General features: G+C 62.3%; 16 protein-coding genes. 10 read left to right on the top strand and 6 right to left on the bottom strand.

Features of this window, described 5'->3' with window-relative positions; all coding sequences use genetic code 11:
* Positions 1 to 281: 281 nt before the first annotated feature.
* Positions 282 to 1,451: a tRNA uracil 4-sulfurtransferase ThiI gene (thiI, locus tag BRA49_RS06725; RefSeq protein WP_292385236.1), complete on the bottom strand. Its 1,170-nt coding sequence runs from the start codon at positions 1,449 to 1,451 to the stop codon at positions 282 to 284.
* On the bottom strand, positions 1,448 to 1,657 hold the full coding sequence (locus BRA49_RS06720) for a hypothetical protein (protein WP_292384607.1): 210 nt from the start codon (positions 1,655 to 1,657) through the stop codon (positions 1,448 to 1,450). Before BRA49_RS06720 ends, thiI begins: the two co-directional genes overlap by 4 nt.
* 114 nt (positions 1,658 to 1,771) lie before the next feature.
* Between BRA49_RS06720 and BRA49_RS06715 the strand changes: the two genes are divergently transcribed.
* Positions 1,772 to 2,398 carry a DUF2150 family protein gene (locus tag BRA49_RS06715; RefSeq protein WP_292384606.1) on the top strand — a complete coding sequence of 209 codons (627 nt, stop codon included), beginning with the start codon at positions 1,772 to 1,774 and terminating at the stop codon, positions 2,396 to 2,398.
* Positions 2,395 to 2,847, top strand: a complete 453-nt coding sequence (locus BRA49_RS06710; protein WP_292384603.1) for a DUF5814 domain-containing protein — start codon at positions 2,395 to 2,397, stop codon at positions 2,845 to 2,847. Before BRA49_RS06715 ends, BRA49_RS06710 begins: the two co-directional genes overlap by 4 nt.
* A gap of 76 nt (positions 2,848 to 2,923) precedes the next feature.
* Here BRA49_RS06710 and BRA49_RS06705 read toward each other — a convergent pair whose 3' ends face one another.
* The 3 genes from BRA49_RS06705 to BRA49_RS06695 form a co-directional block, all read right to left on the bottom strand.
* A complete protein-coding gene (locus BRA49_RS06705) occupies positions 2,924 to 3,745 on the bottom strand; it encodes a glycosyltransferase (RefSeq protein WP_292384601.1) in 822 nt (273 codons plus the stop codon).
* 53 nt (positions 3,746 to 3,798) lie between these two features.
* Positions 3,799 to 4,239: a GNAT family N-acetyltransferase gene (locus tag BRA49_RS06700; protein WP_292384599.1), complete on the bottom strand. Its 441-nt coding sequence runs from the start codon at positions 4,237 to 4,239 to the stop codon at positions 3,799 to 3,801.
* 105 nt (positions 4,240 to 4,344) lie between these two features.
* Positions 4,345 to 6,003 carry a polysaccharide biosynthesis C-terminal domain-containing protein gene (locus tag BRA49_RS06695; protein ID WP_292384597.1) on the bottom strand — a complete coding sequence of 553 codons (1,659 nt, stop codon included), beginning with the start codon at positions 6,001 to 6,003 and terminating at the stop codon, positions 4,345 to 4,347.
* Between BRA49_RS06695 and BRA49_RS06690 the strand changes: the two genes are divergently transcribed.
* The 7 genes from BRA49_RS06690 to BRA49_RS06660 all read left to right on the top strand — a co-directional run bounded on the left by BRA49_RS06690 (position 5,986) and on the right by BRA49_RS06660 (position 13,159).
* Entirely contained in the window at positions 5,986 to 6,888 is a 903-nt protein-coding gene (locus tag BRA49_RS06690; protein ID WP_292384595.1) for a Gfo/Idh/MocA family protein, read from the top strand. The genes BRA49_RS06695 and BRA49_RS06690 overlap by 18 nt on opposite strands.
* Entirely contained in the window at positions 6,885 to 8,318 is a 1,434-nt protein-coding gene (locus BRA49_RS06685; RefSeq protein WP_292385235.1) for a nucleotide sugar dehydrogenase, read from the top strand. The genes BRA49_RS06690 and BRA49_RS06685 overlap by 4 nt, the downstream gene beginning before the upstream one ends.
* A gap of 2 nt (positions 8,319 to 8,320) precedes the next feature.
* Complete coding sequence (gene wecB / locus BRA49_RS06680) at positions 8,321 to 9,400, top strand: non-hydrolyzing UDP-N-acetylglucosamine 2-epimerase (RefSeq protein ID WP_292384593.1); 1,080 nt, start codon at positions 8,321 to 8,323, stop codon at positions 9,398 to 9,400.
* Positions 9,401 to 9,411: 11 nt separating this feature from the next.
* Positions 9,412 to 10,413: a glycosyltransferase family 4 protein gene (locus BRA49_RS06675; protein WP_292384592.1), complete on the top strand. Its 1,002-nt coding sequence runs from the start codon at positions 9,412 to 9,414 to the stop codon at positions 10,411 to 10,413.
* A gap of 194 nt (positions 10,414 to 10,607) precedes the next feature.
* On the top strand, positions 10,608 to 11,744 hold the full coding sequence (locus BRA49_RS06670) for a glycosyltransferase family 4 protein (protein WP_292384590.1): 1,137 nt from the start codon (positions 10,608 to 10,610) through the stop codon (positions 11,742 to 11,744).
* A 99-nt stretch (positions 11,745 to 11,843) separates the two neighbouring features.
* The gene (locus tag BRA49_RS06665; RefSeq protein WP_292384588.1) at positions 11,844 to 12,518 is read left to right on the top strand and encodes an HAD family hydrolase; all 675 of its coding nucleotides are present in this window, start codon (positions 11,844 to 11,846) and stop codon (positions 12,516 to 12,518) included.
* The gene (locus BRA49_RS06660; protein ID WP_292384586.1) at positions 12,491 to 13,159 is read left to right on the top strand and encodes a cyclase family protein; all 669 of its coding nucleotides are present in this window, start codon (positions 12,491 to 12,493) and stop codon (positions 13,157 to 13,159) included. Before BRA49_RS06665 ends, BRA49_RS06660 begins: the two co-directional genes overlap by 28 nt.
* Before the next feature lie 7 nt (positions 13,160 to 13,166).
* Here the strand turns inward: BRA49_RS06660 and hcp are convergent, their stop codons facing one another.
* A complete protein-coding gene (gene hcp / locus BRA49_RS06655) occupies positions 13,167 to 14,783 on the bottom strand; it encodes a hydroxylamine reductase (protein WP_292384585.1) in 1,617 nt (538 codons plus the stop codon).
* Between the two features lie 85 nt (positions 14,784 to 14,868).
* Between hcp and BRA49_RS06650 the strand changes: the two genes are divergently transcribed.
* Complete coding sequence (locus tag BRA49_RS06650; protein WP_292384583.1) at positions 14,869 to 15,228, top strand: winged helix-turn-helix transcriptional regulator; 360 nt, start codon at positions 14,869 to 14,871, stop codon at positions 15,226 to 15,228.
* Positions 15,229 to 15,276 lie beyond the last annotated feature (48 nt).

The following is a 15,276-nucleotide window of genomic DNA, read 5'->3' as shown; positions in this document are numbered from 1 at the left end:
TCTTTTGGAACCGGTGCGTGCGGGCCGGAGCGTTATCCGGTCTATCGTGTACCTGAACTCTCCGGGGGAGTTCGCAACCACCCTTCGCTTGCGTAACCCATGCACGACTTTCCAGTGGATATCGCGTCTGGGGGACGGTCCACTGTACCGGGCTTTGTCCCGTTCTTGCCCATAACAACGAATAGAATATTCTAAGGCTCAAAGAGCCACAAATTTTCGGGATCTGTGTTCCGCGATGGTTCGAAATGCAAGTACTCTCGGGCGGCGTTGCACCTAATTCCTCACCCAACCTCCTCAACCACCCCGTTCTTTGCGCGGTACACCCGCACCGTCGCCGCCGCCCGCTCCGCGAGGCTCCCGACGCCGATCTCTTCCTCGATCCCGGCGATCGTCGCCGCGGGTGCCGCCGTCGAAGGGTAGCGGGGGGCGACTGCGCATCCGACATCCCCCGGATGGGCCTCGAACGTCCCGATTGCGCGTGCGCGCTCGATGATCTCCTCCTTATCAAACCCGATCAGCGGCCGGAGCACCGGCACGGACGCCGCCGGAGCGATCACCGTCATGTTCGCCAGCGTCTGGGAGGCCACCTGCCCCAGGTTGTCGCCGTTGACGAGCGCGTAGGCGCCGCGTCTTTCGGCAAGGATGCCCGCCACCCGGAGCATGAACCGCTTGCAGAGGATGCACCGGTAACGGGGCTCCTTCAAGGCCGTGATCGCTTCAAAGAACGGTTCCATATCCACGACGAGGAGGTCGAGCGGGTGCCCCGGAACCCAAGCAGAGAGCCGGGCATGGTTCTGCAGAACGTTCTTCTCCGTATCCTCACCCCCGAACCGCCCGCTGTGCATGTTAAGGTGGACCATCAGGCATCCTCGGCGCATCATCAGCCACGATGCAACGGGCGAGTCGATGCCCCCTGAGAGGAGGGCCATAACCTCCCCCTGCGTCCCGTAGGGGAGCCCGCCTGGCCCGCCGATCCTCTCATCGTAGACGAGGCCGCCGAACTCCCGGGCTTCCACGAAGACCTCGTAGTCGGGCGCCGTCAGGTTCACCCTGGCCTCCGGGATCCGGTCGAGGACGGCCGAACCGACCGCCGCCCCGAGTTCCTGGCTGTTGAACCCCGTAACACCCGACCTGCGTGCCCTGACAGCAAACGACATCCCCGGCCGGAGGCGCCGTTCTGCATGCAGAACGGCTGCGGCCGCGATACCGTCGATATCGGCGGCGGTCATCGTGCAGACGCTGACGCTCACCACGCCAAACGTCCTCGCGGCGATGGCGGCGATCCGCCGGGGTTCGTCGCCGAAGATCAGGACCCTCCCTCGGGGGGTCTCGATGCGGTGGGTGAGTCCTTCGGCCTCCAGCGCGAGGCTGATGTTCCCGGTCATCATCGATATGAACCGCCGTTTCACCGGCTCGCTCTTGAGGAAGATCTCGCCGTACCTGATCATCACTGTTTCCAAGAATCTGCACCTCCTTGGCAGCCCTCCGCGACCTCCCCCGGAGGGGCAAGACCGGTATCGAGACTGATGCTGCTCATCCGGATCCCGTGCCGCCGGGAACTGGTCGGCAGGAGAGGACTCTCCGGGAGAACGGAGAGCGCGACCGCGATCGGCTCGCAGGATTCGAGGAGCGCATCCAACAAGCAAACTCTTGTCATCTGCACTTCTTATGCTCGTTTGCCCTAGATGAATCTTCTCGAATTGCAGCAATCCCGATTCTCTGCGCGAAGAGCAAATGGTTTTTAACAGAGGCACTCCGAATGTGTACTGATATGGCGAAGAAAGCGAGTGCCAAACAGGCAGAACCCATGAAACTCTTCTATATTTTTTACAATCAGGAGCGCTGGGACAACTGGATAACGACGCTTGAGGAGGCGAACTTCGAGCTCGCCGAAGGCGAAGAGGTCTCGGAAGGTGAGCAGATGCTCTACGGTTTCACCGAAGACATCACCCTCTCGGTCTTAAAGATCATCCGCCTCTACCAGAACGGCCGGTTCACGAAGGAGGAGGCCGTCGCGAAACTCGACGATGTGGAGTTGATCGTCATGACCGGGCTTCCCGAGGGAGACCTCGAGGATATCGTCGGGTCGCTCCAGCTCTCGCTGCTGGTGCTCTTCACGGCCTGCCGGAAGTACCTCGAGAGCGAGTTCGATAAGGACATAAAGTCGCTCGTGAAGAAAGGCCGTGGTCTCGGTGAGGAGAACCTCGAAGAAGCGCTCGAGGTTGCGGCGAATATCGGGGCCGCCGTTGTCGATGGCGCCACCTGCTGTGCGAAGTACATCAAGGACGACGCTGAGAATCCCGGCCTCTTCGATGAGTGGCTCATCGAGATCGAGACCATGAGCAACGCCATGAAATCTCTCGCAAAGTTCGACGAGGAGCCCGGCGAGGCGTCGTGATTGCGGATAAGGCCCGGTTCCGGGCGGCACGGAGGCTGGAGCGGGCTGCAGGGTTCCGGCTCCCGGACCATGTCTTCTCGGGCGCCTTCCTCGAGTCGCTCGGGAAGGCGATCAACTTCGAGAACCTCGACCGGCGGATGCACGAACAACTCCTGGCTTTTTTCCGGGACTTCATGGATTGCAAGTGCAAGAACGCTCCCTTCTGCGGCTGCCCGGAACGCAAGTTCACCCTTGCCATCATCGAGTTCCGGGAGATGGGGCTCGACCACCGCCAGATCAGCGCCCACCTCCTTGATGAATACGGGATCGACCTCTACCCCGCGGACATCCTGAGTTTCCTTGAAGACTCCGTCCACATGCTCGAGGCGATACGGGACGTCGCCGAGCTGCAGGGAAGGGAGAGACTGGCGGAGAGCGCCATCGAGCATATCAAGAAGATAGAACACTAGGGCACGTTCCCTGCGGTCAACCCTCTGGCGTTCTGTCACCAGCCCGGGCGAAGAGAGGTCTCTAACGGGGTGCCGGTCAGAACTGTCTCTTCTCCCTCTCGACCTCGAAGTACCTGCCGGGGAGCATATACCCGATAAAATAGTTCAGCCGCAGGATGATGTTCTCCCGATAGGAGAGGTCAAGGCCGTTCATAGGGAGGCCGATGACTGCCCCGCCGAGGACGGACCTGCATATCGAGGTCCGGAACCCTTTCCGCTGCCTGAGGCCGGCCCCAAGCCACCGCCACCGCAGCGTATCGGAGACGTTCCCAAGCGCATGGTGGTGGTTGACGAAGATGGGCAGGATATACCATCGCAGATTCTTTCCAGCCAGATATTCGGCATAGAGAGCATCTTCTCCGCTTGAGAGGCCATCAAGGGCCGTGCACGCCACCACGCACTTCCGGCGCGTCACGCAGCAGCCGAATGCCCCGTTGCCCCCGAGCAGCGAGATCGGCCCGGCCGGCCGCCTGATATAACCGTCGTTATAAAGCGCACCGATGACTCCCGCATCCGGATATCGTCCGTCGGCCGAGGTCCGCAGGACCTCTTCCCACTCCGGGAGAAGTTCCACGTCGGAGTCGACGAAGGCGACAAGGTCTGTGTGGGCCTCGCATGCCCCGAGCCTTCTTGCGGCCCCGAGGATCGTGCCTGAAGAGATAATGTCGCAACCATATTCCCTGGCGATCGCCGTGGTCCGGTCGGTCGAGTGCTTATCGACGACGATGATCCTGTTCGGGCGCCCGTGTTGCCGGATTGACGAGAGCGCGAGCTCCAGCGTTGCGTCACTGTTCCAGGTAGGGACGATGTAATCGATGCTCCTCATGCCGTCGCAGCCCCCCGGTCTATCGGATTTCATCGCACATCAGGTTTGCCGTCGCATGGAGCGGGAGGGCGGTGTAACGGGTCCGGCTATCCCGCCCCGCCCGGGTTTCGCATCATGGGGGCGACGTTGCACCCCGCCATCTCCCCGAAGCAGAAGAGGAACCGGTCCTTGATACTCGTCGGCAGTTGTGCCTCAGGGATGGGCACAAACCCGAGTTTCCCGTAAAACTCGATCAGGGGGAGGGTCGAGTGGATGTAGATCGTCTCGGAGCCACATTCGTCGAGGAGTATCTGCACGACCTCCTTGGCGTACCCGTGCCCGCGGTGCTCATCCAGGGTGAAGACGCAGTCCATCTCGAGACCACCCGGGTGGCGGGTGCAGCGGGCTGTCGCGGCAAGGTCGCCATCGATAACGACACCGAAGATCCTCTCGCGTGCAGGATCGGCTTTCTGGTTCCGGTAATGTGTCCAGACCTTCTCTGCAAGCGGGAACTCTTCGCGTTTCAGTTCGCGGACTTCTTTCTTCATTGTCTTCCTCTCGTACAGATACGGATTGCCGCGCTGCTATTTCAATCAGATGGGCATAGTTCCCCTGCCTGTCGGGGAGGAGCTTTCCGGCCCGATCTCCGCTCTTCAGAGCACTCCCGGCCAGGGGATCCCGAGTTTTCCGGCAAGCTCCGTTAATTCGTCGTGGATGCCCCTGTCGATGCGGAGAAGCAGCAAGAAGTAGACCAGCCCGCCGAGGGCGACGACTGCAAGGACGAGAACGACGTTTGTGAGTGGGAAGAAGTACGAGAAGGCGATGATGACAGCCGCCATGACGAGTGCGGCAAGGACGATGTTGCCCACGGCCCGGGGCTCTATCCGCACCCGGATGCTCTGGGAGAGGGCACGGCGGGAGAGCATTGCGTTCAGCACCATGGTGACGAGCGTGGCCGCCGATGCCCCGACAATACCGTAGGCCGGGATGAGGAGGAGGTTCAAGCCGATGTTCGCGGCAACCGCGATTGCCGTCACCCGGAACGAGTCCTTCGGCCGGTCGAGGGCGTTTAAGCACATCGTCTGGAGGAACATGAAGACATGGGCAACCTGGACGAGCAGGAGGAGCGCGAGAGCCCCCGCCCCGGCGGTGGATGACGCCGTGTAAAAGAAGTAGAGGAGCCGCTCGCCGAGGATCCAGCCCCCGACAACGACCGGGATCGCGAGGAGGAGCGAGTAGGTGAAGGCACGGGCAAGCGCGCGCTCCACCGACGGGAGGTCGTCCTGCTTCCCCCAGTAGCTGATCTTCGGGTAGAGGGTGGTATGAAGCGCTATGGTGACGAACGTTGCGATGGAGGTGAGCTGGAGCGCCACCCGGTAGATGCCGACATCGGCCTCGGTCATGAAGTAACCTATTATGATGATATCGGCATACGAGAAGACGAGGTAACCGCCCGAACCGAGGAACGTCCAGAACGAGAAGGCAAAAAGGCTCTGGATGTGGGACCGGCCGAACCGTGCCGGGGAGAGTTCCAGGAAACGGAAATTGAAGAGTCCCGAAGCAAGGAGCCCGGCGACGAATCCGCCGGCCAGGCCCGCAATACCGTAGCCGAGGACGACCGCGACGATCTGGACGACCACACGGGTCAGGTTATCGATCAGGCCGCCGATCTGGTTGACGCCGACCTTCCCGCTGCCGTAGACGCTGTTTGAAGCGATGTTCGTGAAGACACTGACGGCCAGCGCGACGATCAGCCAGGGGAAGACTCCCGATTCGGTGAGGCCGGTGAGGTATGGCCGGGCGATGAGGAGAAAGCCCACCGAGACGGCCAGCAGCATCACCCGGAGGAGGCAGAACGCGGTGAAGTATGCGTTCTGGTCCTCACCCTCGCTGATCCGCTTTACCGCGGCGCCACCGAACCCGCCGTCCCCGATCAGGTTGAAAACGCTGAAGTAGGCGAAAAAAAGGTAATACGCGCCCAGTATCGACAGACCGACGGTATGGGTGAAGAACATTGTGGAGAGGAACCCGATCGCGGTGAGGCCCAGTGTCGAGGCGAGGCTGATGACGCTCTGGCGTTGAACTGGATCGATGCGCATGACACGGGCAAGATAACCGGAGGGCCGGAACACAGTACGGGTTTGGCCGTGGAAAACCTTATTGGTTTTGAACCCGAGCAGGAGGGCGACCACAGTCCGGCAGGACGGGTCTCCCCTGCTCGCGACGAGGGCAGCGATGCTATCATGGAGGACTACCGGGGTGAAATCTTGGACGTAGGGGTAATCGGTGTAGGAATGATGGGTAAAAACCATGCCCGCGTGTATTCGGAACTAAAAATGGTAAACTCGCTTTACCTGTACGACCTCAATGGGAATGCGGCACGCGACCTTGCCGGAGTCTTCGGGGCAACGGCCTCTCCGACTGTTGAAAGCCTGCTTGAGCGCGTGGACGCGGTGAGTGTCTGCGTCCCGACGCCTTATCACTTCCCGGTCGCCGAGCAGGTCATCGGCGCCGGGGTGCCACTGCTTATCGAGAAACCCATATGCGCGACGGCGGAGGAGAGTCGGCGGCTTATCAAGAAGATCCCTGACGGCCTCGTCGCCGGTGTCGGGCACATCGAGCGGTTCAACCCGATCGTCCCCGAGATCAAGAAGATCGTCCGGGACCCCCTCTACATCGAGATGAAGCGGCATAACCCGGCCTCTTCCCGGGTGAGCGGATCATCGGTCGTCGAGGACCTGATGATCCACGACGTGGATATCATGCGAAACGTCCTCCTCCCCGGAGGGGCATATCGCCTCTCCGGCAGCGGCAACGAGGACGTTTGCAGCGCCCTCTTCTCCTTCGGCGGGACCCCGGTCTATCTCTCCGCAAGCCGGAAGTCCTCAAAGAAGATCCGGATGATCTATATCGAGGAAGAGGAGTTCACCGTCGAAGGGGACTTTATGGCCCAGGAGATTTACATCCACAGAAAACCCGGGCAGTACGCGGTCGAAGATGAGCGCTACGTGCAGGAGAACATCCTTGAGAAGGTGCTCGTGAACAAACAGGAGCCGCTGAAACTCGAACTCTCGACGTTCCTCGAATGCGCGGCACGAGGAAAAGAGTTCCCGGTCAGCCCCGCACAGGCACTGTTGAATATACAGATCTGCGAGGATGTTGCGCGATGCTTCTCACCCACGATGGTGTTGGCATGAGCGGCAGGTTACAATCGATCATCAGCGGTAGAGGCCCTATCAAGACGATTGGTGTCGTCGGGATGGGCTACGTCGGCATTCCCGCCGCGGTGCTCTTTGCGAACGCTCCCGGGTTCGAGTCCGTTCTCGGGTTCCAGCGGGCCTCCCCCTCCTCCGGTTACAAGGTCGCTATGCTGAACCGGGGTGAGTCCCCGCTCAAGGGTGAGGAGCCGGATCTGGAGGATCTCCTCGGAAAGGTCGTTGCTGCCGGAAAGTTCCGGTGTACATCGGACTTCGAGGAGGTCGCGGCGTGCGACGCGGTGACCCTCGCGATCCAGACGCCCTTTGCGGATCCAAAAGACCTCATCCCCGACTTCTCGGCCCTTACCGAGGGCCTCCGCGCAGTGGGGAGGCATCTCTCCGAGGGGACGCTCGTTGTCATCGAGTCGACCGTCACCCCCGGCACGACCGAGTGCATGGCCCGCGAGATCCTCGAGGCGGAGTCGGGCCTCGTCGCCGGCGAGGAGTTCGCGCTGGCACACGCCCCTGAGCGGGTGATGGTCGGGCGGCTGCTCCGGAATATCCGCGAGCACGACCGGATCGTCGGCGGGATCGACGAGGTCTCGACGGCGCGGGCGGTCGAACTCTACCGCCCGGTCCTGACGGCAGGGAAGATCATCGCGATGACCGCGACCGCGGCCGAGGTGACGAAGACCGCCGAGAACGCCTTCCGTGACCTCCAGATCGCTGCAGCAAACCAGCTGGCGCTCCACTGCGAGGCGATGGGCGTCAACGTCTACGACGTCCGGGCGGGGATCGACTCCCTCAAGGGTGAGGGGATCACCCGGGCGATCCTCTGGCCGGGTGCCGGGGTCGGCGGCCACTGTCTCACGAAGGACTCCTGGCACCTTGAGCGGGGGGCACAGGTTCTCGGCGGCGACCTCTGGTACCCGCACGGGGCCGAGTCTATCTTCGGCGTCGCCCGGAAGCTCAACGAGTTCATGCCCGAGCACATGGTCTACCTGACCGTCGAGGGGCTCAGGCGGGCCGGGAAGCCCCTTGCGGGTGCAACGGTCACGCTCCTGGGGTGGGCGTTCATCCAGAACTCCGACGATGCCAGAAACACCCCCTCAGAACCCTATCTCGCGGTGATGAAAGAGGCCGGCGCTGAAGTCAGGGTCCACGATCCGTTCGTGGATCAGTACCCGGGCATCGAGGTCTCGCACGACCTCGATGAGACCCTCGTGGGCGCGGACGCCGTCGTCGTCTTCACGGCTCACCACCACTACGCCTCCCTCGACCCTGCCCGGACAAAGGAACTCTCGGGCCGGGAGCACCCGGTGATCGTCGACGGCAGGAACGTCGTCGATCCGGATGCGTTCATCCGGGCGGGCTTCGTCTACAAGGGCATCGGCCGGGGTGACAGGAACGGCCATCCGATCCGGGAATAACCATGAAGATCGCATCGTTCATCGGCGCCCGGCCGCAGTTCATCAAGTGCGCCCCTGTCTCCCATGAACTCAGAAAAGAGCACGAGGAGATCCTCGTCCACACCGGTCAGCACTACGACCACGGGATGTCGGAGGTCTTCTTCGAGGACCTCGCCATACCGAAGCCCGACTACAACCTCGGCATCGGCTCCGGGACCCACGGTCACCAGACCGGGGCGATGCTTGGGGCGATCGAGGACGTCCTTGAAAAGGAGGAGCCCGATGTGATCCTCGTCTACGGCGACACGAACTCGACCCTCGCGGGGGCGCTCGCGGCGGCAAAACTCCACATCCCGGTGGCGCACGTCGAGGCGGGGCTCCGCAGTTTCGACCGCCGTATGCCCGAAGAGATCAACCGGGTGCTCACCGACCATTGTTCGGATCTTCTCTTCTGCCCGACGGAGACGGCCGCTAGAAACCTCGCGGCCGAGGGGGTCACGAAGGGCGTCCACCTCGTCGGGGATGTGATGTATGACGCGATGAACTACAACCGTCGGGTCGCAGAAGAGCGCTCCCGGATCCTTGAAGATCTCGAGGTTCGACCGGGGAGGTACCTCGCCGTCACCGTCCACCGGCCCTCGAACACCGACGATCGTGAAAATATGGTCGCCATCATCGGTGCCCTCGGAGAGGCCGGAGTTCCGATCGTCTTCCCGGCCCACCCGCGGACACGGCGTTTCCTCAACGAATACGGCCTCCTTGCGGCGATGCCGAAGAACGTTCGGGTCATCGAACCGCTCGGCTACCTCGATATGCTCCACCTGATAGCGCATGCGGCAAAGATCCTCACCGACTCCGGCGGCGTCCAGAAGGAGGCCTACATGCTCGGCGTGCCCTGCATCACCCTCCGGGAGAACACCGAGTGGGTCGAGACGGTCGAGGCCGGGTGGAACGTGCTCGTCGGGGCGGAGCAAGAGTTGATTACAGACGCAATTCACGCGTTTTCACCGGTATCGCGGCAGAAGAACCTGTTCGGCGATGGGGATGCCTGCATTCGAATCAGGGAGATTCTCACCGGGTTTCAGGGTGCCCCGCCCGGGTGAAGGTCCGCAGCATGCACAGGCCCGCGATCCTGTTTCTCACGAGCAGCCTCTCCTCTTTCGTAGAAGGGGACCTGCACATCCTCGAGGCGAGTTACCCTGTCCGGGAGGTCGCCACCGGGGGCGGCCCGACCGGGAGCTTCGGGCGGAGGCTCTCCCTGGTGCTCTCGATCCTCTCCGGGGTTCTCAGGACTGATATCGTCTTTTCGTGGTTTGCCCATAACCACTCGTATCTCGCGGTCAGGGCGGCGCGACTGCTCCGGAAGAAGTCCCTGGTCGTCATAGGCGGTTATGAAGTGGCACATGAACCGGAGCTCGGGTATGGCGCGCTCCAGGACCCGGCCATGGCAGGAAAAGTCCGGTATATTATAGAGAACGCCGACTGCACCCTCGCGGTCTCGGAGTTCAGCAGGAGGGAGATCCTCGCGGTCGCACAACCCCGCCGGCTTGAGACGGTCTACAACAGTGTCGACACGTCGTTCTTCTCTCCCGGAGGCCAAAAAGAGAGTATCGTCCTCACCGTGTGCCTCGTCAGCACGGCAAATATCAGGGTGAAAGGGCTTGATACCTTCATCGATGCGGCCCGTCAGATCCCCCAAACGCGGTTCGTCCTCATCGGCCGGGCCCTTGACGACGCCCTTGAACTCCTGAAACGAGATGCTCCCGATAACGTTGAGTTTGTCGGGGCTGTCGGGCAGGATGAGCTCATCGGCTGGTATCGCCGGGCGAAGGTCTACTGCCAGCTCTCCTACCGGGAGTCGTTCGGCGTCGCGCTTGCCGAGGCGATGTCCTGTGAGTGCGTCCCGGTGGTGACGGACCGGGGCGCCCTCCCGGAGGTTGCAGGCGATACTGGTTTTGCGGTCCCGTATGCTGATACGCAGGCGACGGTCGATGCCATATCGCGAGCCCTCATCGCCGATGCGGGACCGGCTGCGCGGAAGAGGATTTGCGAACTCTTCTCTCGCGAGCAGAGGGAACAGAAACTTCGCCGGATAATTGCGACGCTGCAGTCGTGACCTGCTCATCACTCTCCTGCAGGCCGGCTCTGGAACCATCGTTTCACTGCCCGTTCGTCCTCTGCCCGGAAGGGCTCTTTCTGCAATAAAGTATAAGTGTCTCTTCGGTATAGTTGGGTCCATTCGGTCCTCCTGTTCGTGCCCGAAGATAACCCGGGGGGAAGGCTCCGGGCAGGGAGGCCTGAGACCCCGCTATGCGCATCTGCATGCTCACCACAACTCACCGGCCCCATGACGGCCGAATATTCGAGAAAGAGGCGAAGAGCCTGGCAAAGGAGCACGACGTCACGATCATTGCCCCGTCGGACGCCGGAAGCTTCGGAGAGGACGGGGGCGTGCGGGTCGTCGCCGTCCGGAAACCAGCATCGAACCTCCTTCACCCGGTGACGCTCTGGCGGGCGTTTCGGGCGTGCCTGGACCTGGAGTGCGACGTCTACCACTGTCATGAGCCCGACGCCCTCCTCATAGGGGTCCTTGCGAAGTACCTCAAAGGGAAACAGCTCGTCTATGACATTCACGAGCACTGGCCCTCGGAGATCCCGTTCGATCTCGGCATCCGGAACGGCACGCCGGCGCAGAGGGCGCTATCCACACTCGTCTCAAGCGTGGAGATTGCGCTGACCCACCTGGCCGAGAGCACGTTTGCCGTCAGCGAGAGCGTTGCCGCCCGGTTCAGGGAGAGGGGGTTTGAGCCGACTATCCTCTCAAATTACTCGATCGCCGACCTTGATATTCCTTATAACCCTGACCGGAACGGTCGAAACCTCATGCTCATGGCAGGCAGCATGCAGTCGTTCCACGGGGTCGGCAAATGCATCGAGGCTGTATGCAGGGTCAGGGAACGCTATCCCGATGTATCCCTCACGCTCGTTGGGAACGTTCGAGAGAACCTCGACGCAGGTATCGGTGGATCCGGCGAGAGCGGGTTCATCACCTCCACCGGTTTCCTTCCCTATCGGGCGATGTACGAGAAGCTGAGTGAAGGCACTGCAGGACTCCTGGTCTTTCAGCCGACGTACTATAACATCTCGATCGGCCTGCCGAACAAGCTCTTCGACTACATGCTCCTGGGGCTTCCGGTCATTGCAAGCGACCTGCCGGAGATTCGTATGGTCGTCAACAGAGCTGACTGCGGCATCCTCGTCGATCCGTCGAGCGTAAGCGATATCGCTGACGCAATCACCTACATCTTCGATCACCCGGAAGAGGCGCGGAGGATGGGTGCAAACGGAAGACAGGCGGTTCTCGAGACGTACAACTGGTCCAGAATGGAGGCGGACCTTCTGCAGACGTATCGGAGCCTGAGCACTACATCCTCCACAATGGAGTGACCGGCAGTTAACAGGATTCCTACAGCATCTCGATCTCCCTGACTGCCGTTAGGTCTGCCGTTAGGTACTAGTAGCCGGCAGTCAATGTGAGTACTCATTATGCTCACCACCCTCATCCTCGACTTCGACGGCGTCGTCGTCGAATCCCTCCCGTTAAAATCCGCCGCGTTCAAAAAGATCTTCTCCTTCACTCCCGAGCACCTCGACGAGATCATTGCCTTCCACCTCGAGAACGGCGGGATGTCCAGGTATGACAAATTCCGCCATATCTACGCAAACATCCTCCATGAGCCGCTCACCCCCGAACAGGAGGAGCGGCTCGCGGGCGAGTACGTCGGGCTGATCTTTGAATCCATGCTCACCGTCCCCTACGTCGAAGGGGCGAGAGAACTTCTCGAAGACTGCTCCCGGCTGCTCCCGCTCTATATCGTTTCCGCGACCCCGGAGGGCGAGATGCTGGAGATCGCCCGCCGCCGCGACCTCACGAAGTACTTCGTCCGGATCTACGGCTCGCCGAAGACGAAGGCCGAGTGCATCAGGGAGATCCTTGAAGAGACCGGCGCCTCGCCCGATGAGGGCCTCTTTGTCGGCGACGCTCCGAACGACTGGCAGGCGGCATACGAGACCGGTGTGCGGTTCGTCGCGAGGATCCCGCCTGGCGACCCGGATCGCTTTGCCGGGCGGCCGGGGGTGGAGAGGATCGTGGCGAACCTTCATGACCTCCGGGAGTATCTACGGGGGAGTGTATGCTCATCCCGATCTCGTACCCCCTGAACCGGGCAGCCCCGCTCTACCCCGGCACGGAGCCGCTCACGATCACCACGACGAAATCCTTTGAGAAGGGTGATGCGGAAGAGAAAAGCCTGATAACGTTTTCCAGCCATGCCGGGACGCACATCGATCTTCCCCGGCACTTCTGCCCGGGCGGAGGCTCGGTCAGGGGCCTCCTTGCCCCGGAAGCGGTCTTTGAGCCCGCACAGTGCATCACGGTCCCGATCACCGGGGCGGAACCGATCCGGATCTACGACCTCCTTCCTCATATCGATGCGATCCGGACCTCACGCGCGCTCTTCATCCGGACCGGCAGCGGCCGGCTCAGGGAGAGCGACCCGGCCGCCTATGCAGAGAGGCACCCCTGGGTACACCCCGAAGTGCCGGACTTCCTCCGCATGGAGAACCCGGCCCTCAGGCTGTTTGGGATCGATACCATCTCCATCGCCGTCCCTGCAGAGCCGGAGGAGGGCGCGGAGGTCCACCGCGGGTTCCTCTGCGGATCCCCGCACATCTTCCTGCTCGAGGACGTGGACCTCTCCTACGGCCGGCTGCTCGAAGGGCCCTGGGTCCTGCGGGTCTACCCGATGGTCTTTGACTATCTCGAGGGAGTGCCGGTGGTGGCGCTCGCGGAGTTCGGGTGAGGGGTATTCAGTTCCCCGGCGCCATCCGCTCGAGGTCCTCCTCGACCGTCGTGATCCCCTGGATCCCGAAGTTCTCGACGAGAACCTTCAGGACACCGGGCGAGACGAAGCCCGGGAGGCGGGGGCCGAGGGTAATGTCCTTGACACCGAGCGAGAGGAGACCGAGGAGGACGAGCACCGCCTTCTGCTCGTACCAGGCGATGTTGTAGGAGATCGGGAGTTCGTTGATCCCGACACCGGACGCCTTGGCGAGGGCCTGCGCAATGACCACGAGCGAATAGCAGTCGTTGCACTGGCCGGCGTCGAGGACGCGCGGGATGCCGCCGATATCCCCCAGACCGAGGCTGTTGTAGCGGTACTTCGCGCACCCGGCGGTGAGGATGATCGTGTCTGCGGGGAGAGCCTTCGCGAATTGGGTGTAGTAGTCCCGCCCGCTGTACCGCCCGTCGCAGCCCGCCATCACGAGGAACCGCCGGACGGCGCCGGACTTCACCGCACTGATGACCGTATCCCCGATGGCGAGAACCGGGGCGTGGGCGCATCCGGTAATGAGATCACCCCGGGAGAGGTCCTGGGGGGGCTCGCAGCGCTTTGCGTGCTCGATCAGGGCCGAAAAGTCCTTCTTTCCGTCCGGCGACGCGCCGATGTGCTTTAACCCCGCATACCCGACGAGCCCGGTGGTGTAGACCCGGTCGCGGTAGGAGTCCTTCGGGGGGACGAGGCAGTTCGTCGTGACCAGGACCGGGCCGTTGAACCGCTCGAACTCCTCCCTCTGGAAGGGCCAGGAGCCGCCGTAGTTCCCGACGAGATGCTCGTACTTTTTAAGGCCCGGGTAGGCGTGCGCCGGGAGCATCTCGCCGTGGGTGTAGACGTCGACGCCCGCTCCGCGGGTCTGCTCGAGGAGATCGGCGAGGTCCTTGAGGTCGTGACCGGTGACGAGGATGCCCGGCCGCGTGCCCGCCGCGGTGCTGACGGTCGTGATCGCCGGCGTCCCGTAGACCGTGGTGTTCGCCGTATCGAGGAGAGCGAGGACCTTCACGCCGACTTCGCCGCACTTCAAGACGTAGCCGACCATCTCTTCGACAGAGTGGTCCTGCAGCGTGGCGGCGAGCCCCTCCTGCATGAAGGTCATGACCTCCGTATCCTCGTAACCGAGGACGGCGGCGTGGTGCGAGTAGGCGCCGACCCCTTTGAGCCCGTAGACGAGGAGGTCGCGGAGCGACTGGAGGTCAGGGTCCACGGCATCCCGTGCGGCGACGATCTCCTGCGCCTTCGCCGCGATCGCCGCGGGGCTTGCCGGGGCCCAGGTGCAGGCGTCGGGCTCCGCGCTCCCGGCGGGCGGGAGAGCGTCGCGGATGCGTGCCGCTTCACGGATCATATCCCGGAGGCGGGCGGGGTCGAAGTTCACGTTGGTCAGGGTCGCAAAGAGGCATCCCCCGACGAACCTTCCGGCATCCGGGTTTTCGCCGCCGTTCTTCATCGCCGCGAGGTTCCTCGCCGAGAGCCCCTTGAGGGTGTAGATCAGGACGTCCTGGAGCCCGGCAGTCTCTTCGTCCTTGCCGCAGACGCCCCGGACGGTACACCCGAGGCCCTTTGCCGTCTCTTCACACTGGTTGCAGAACATTGCACTCACTCCATGGTATCTTTATGATACAAGGTATCGATTTGATACTTGAGTATAAGTAGGAGAAGGTTTCTCTAACTATACCATGCAGAACGAGTGTACGGTCAATCAGACCGTCAAATACCTCGGGAAGAAGTGGACGCTCCTGATCATCCTCGAGCTCTACAAGGGGGAGGGCTACACCCGGCGGTTCACCGAGGTGAAGGACCGGCTGCCGGGGATCACGGCGAAGGTTCTCTCGGCCCGACTGAAGGAACTGGAGGAGGAAGGCCTCGTCGAGAAGAGAGTGGAGGCTGGAACTGTCCCCGTCAGAAGCGATTACACCCTCACGGCAAGCGGGCTCGGACTCGTCGAGGTGATCAAGGATATCAAGCGGTGGGCACTCCGGTGGAAGATCGAGAACCGGGCATGCGGAGCGCAGGACTGCCACGACTGCGTGTTGTGACGGCCGCTGGCCGGGAACTGGCTCCTCGTCGGGTTAGGGGGCCGGGTA

The sequence above is a fragment of the Methanoculleus sp. UBA430 genome, from assembly GCF_002506585.1.
Taxonomy (GTDB): Archaea; Halobacteriota; Methanomicrobia; order Methanomicrobiales; family Methanoculleaceae; genus Methanoculleus.
This window is presented reverse-complemented; position numbering and strand designations above follow the sequence as displayed.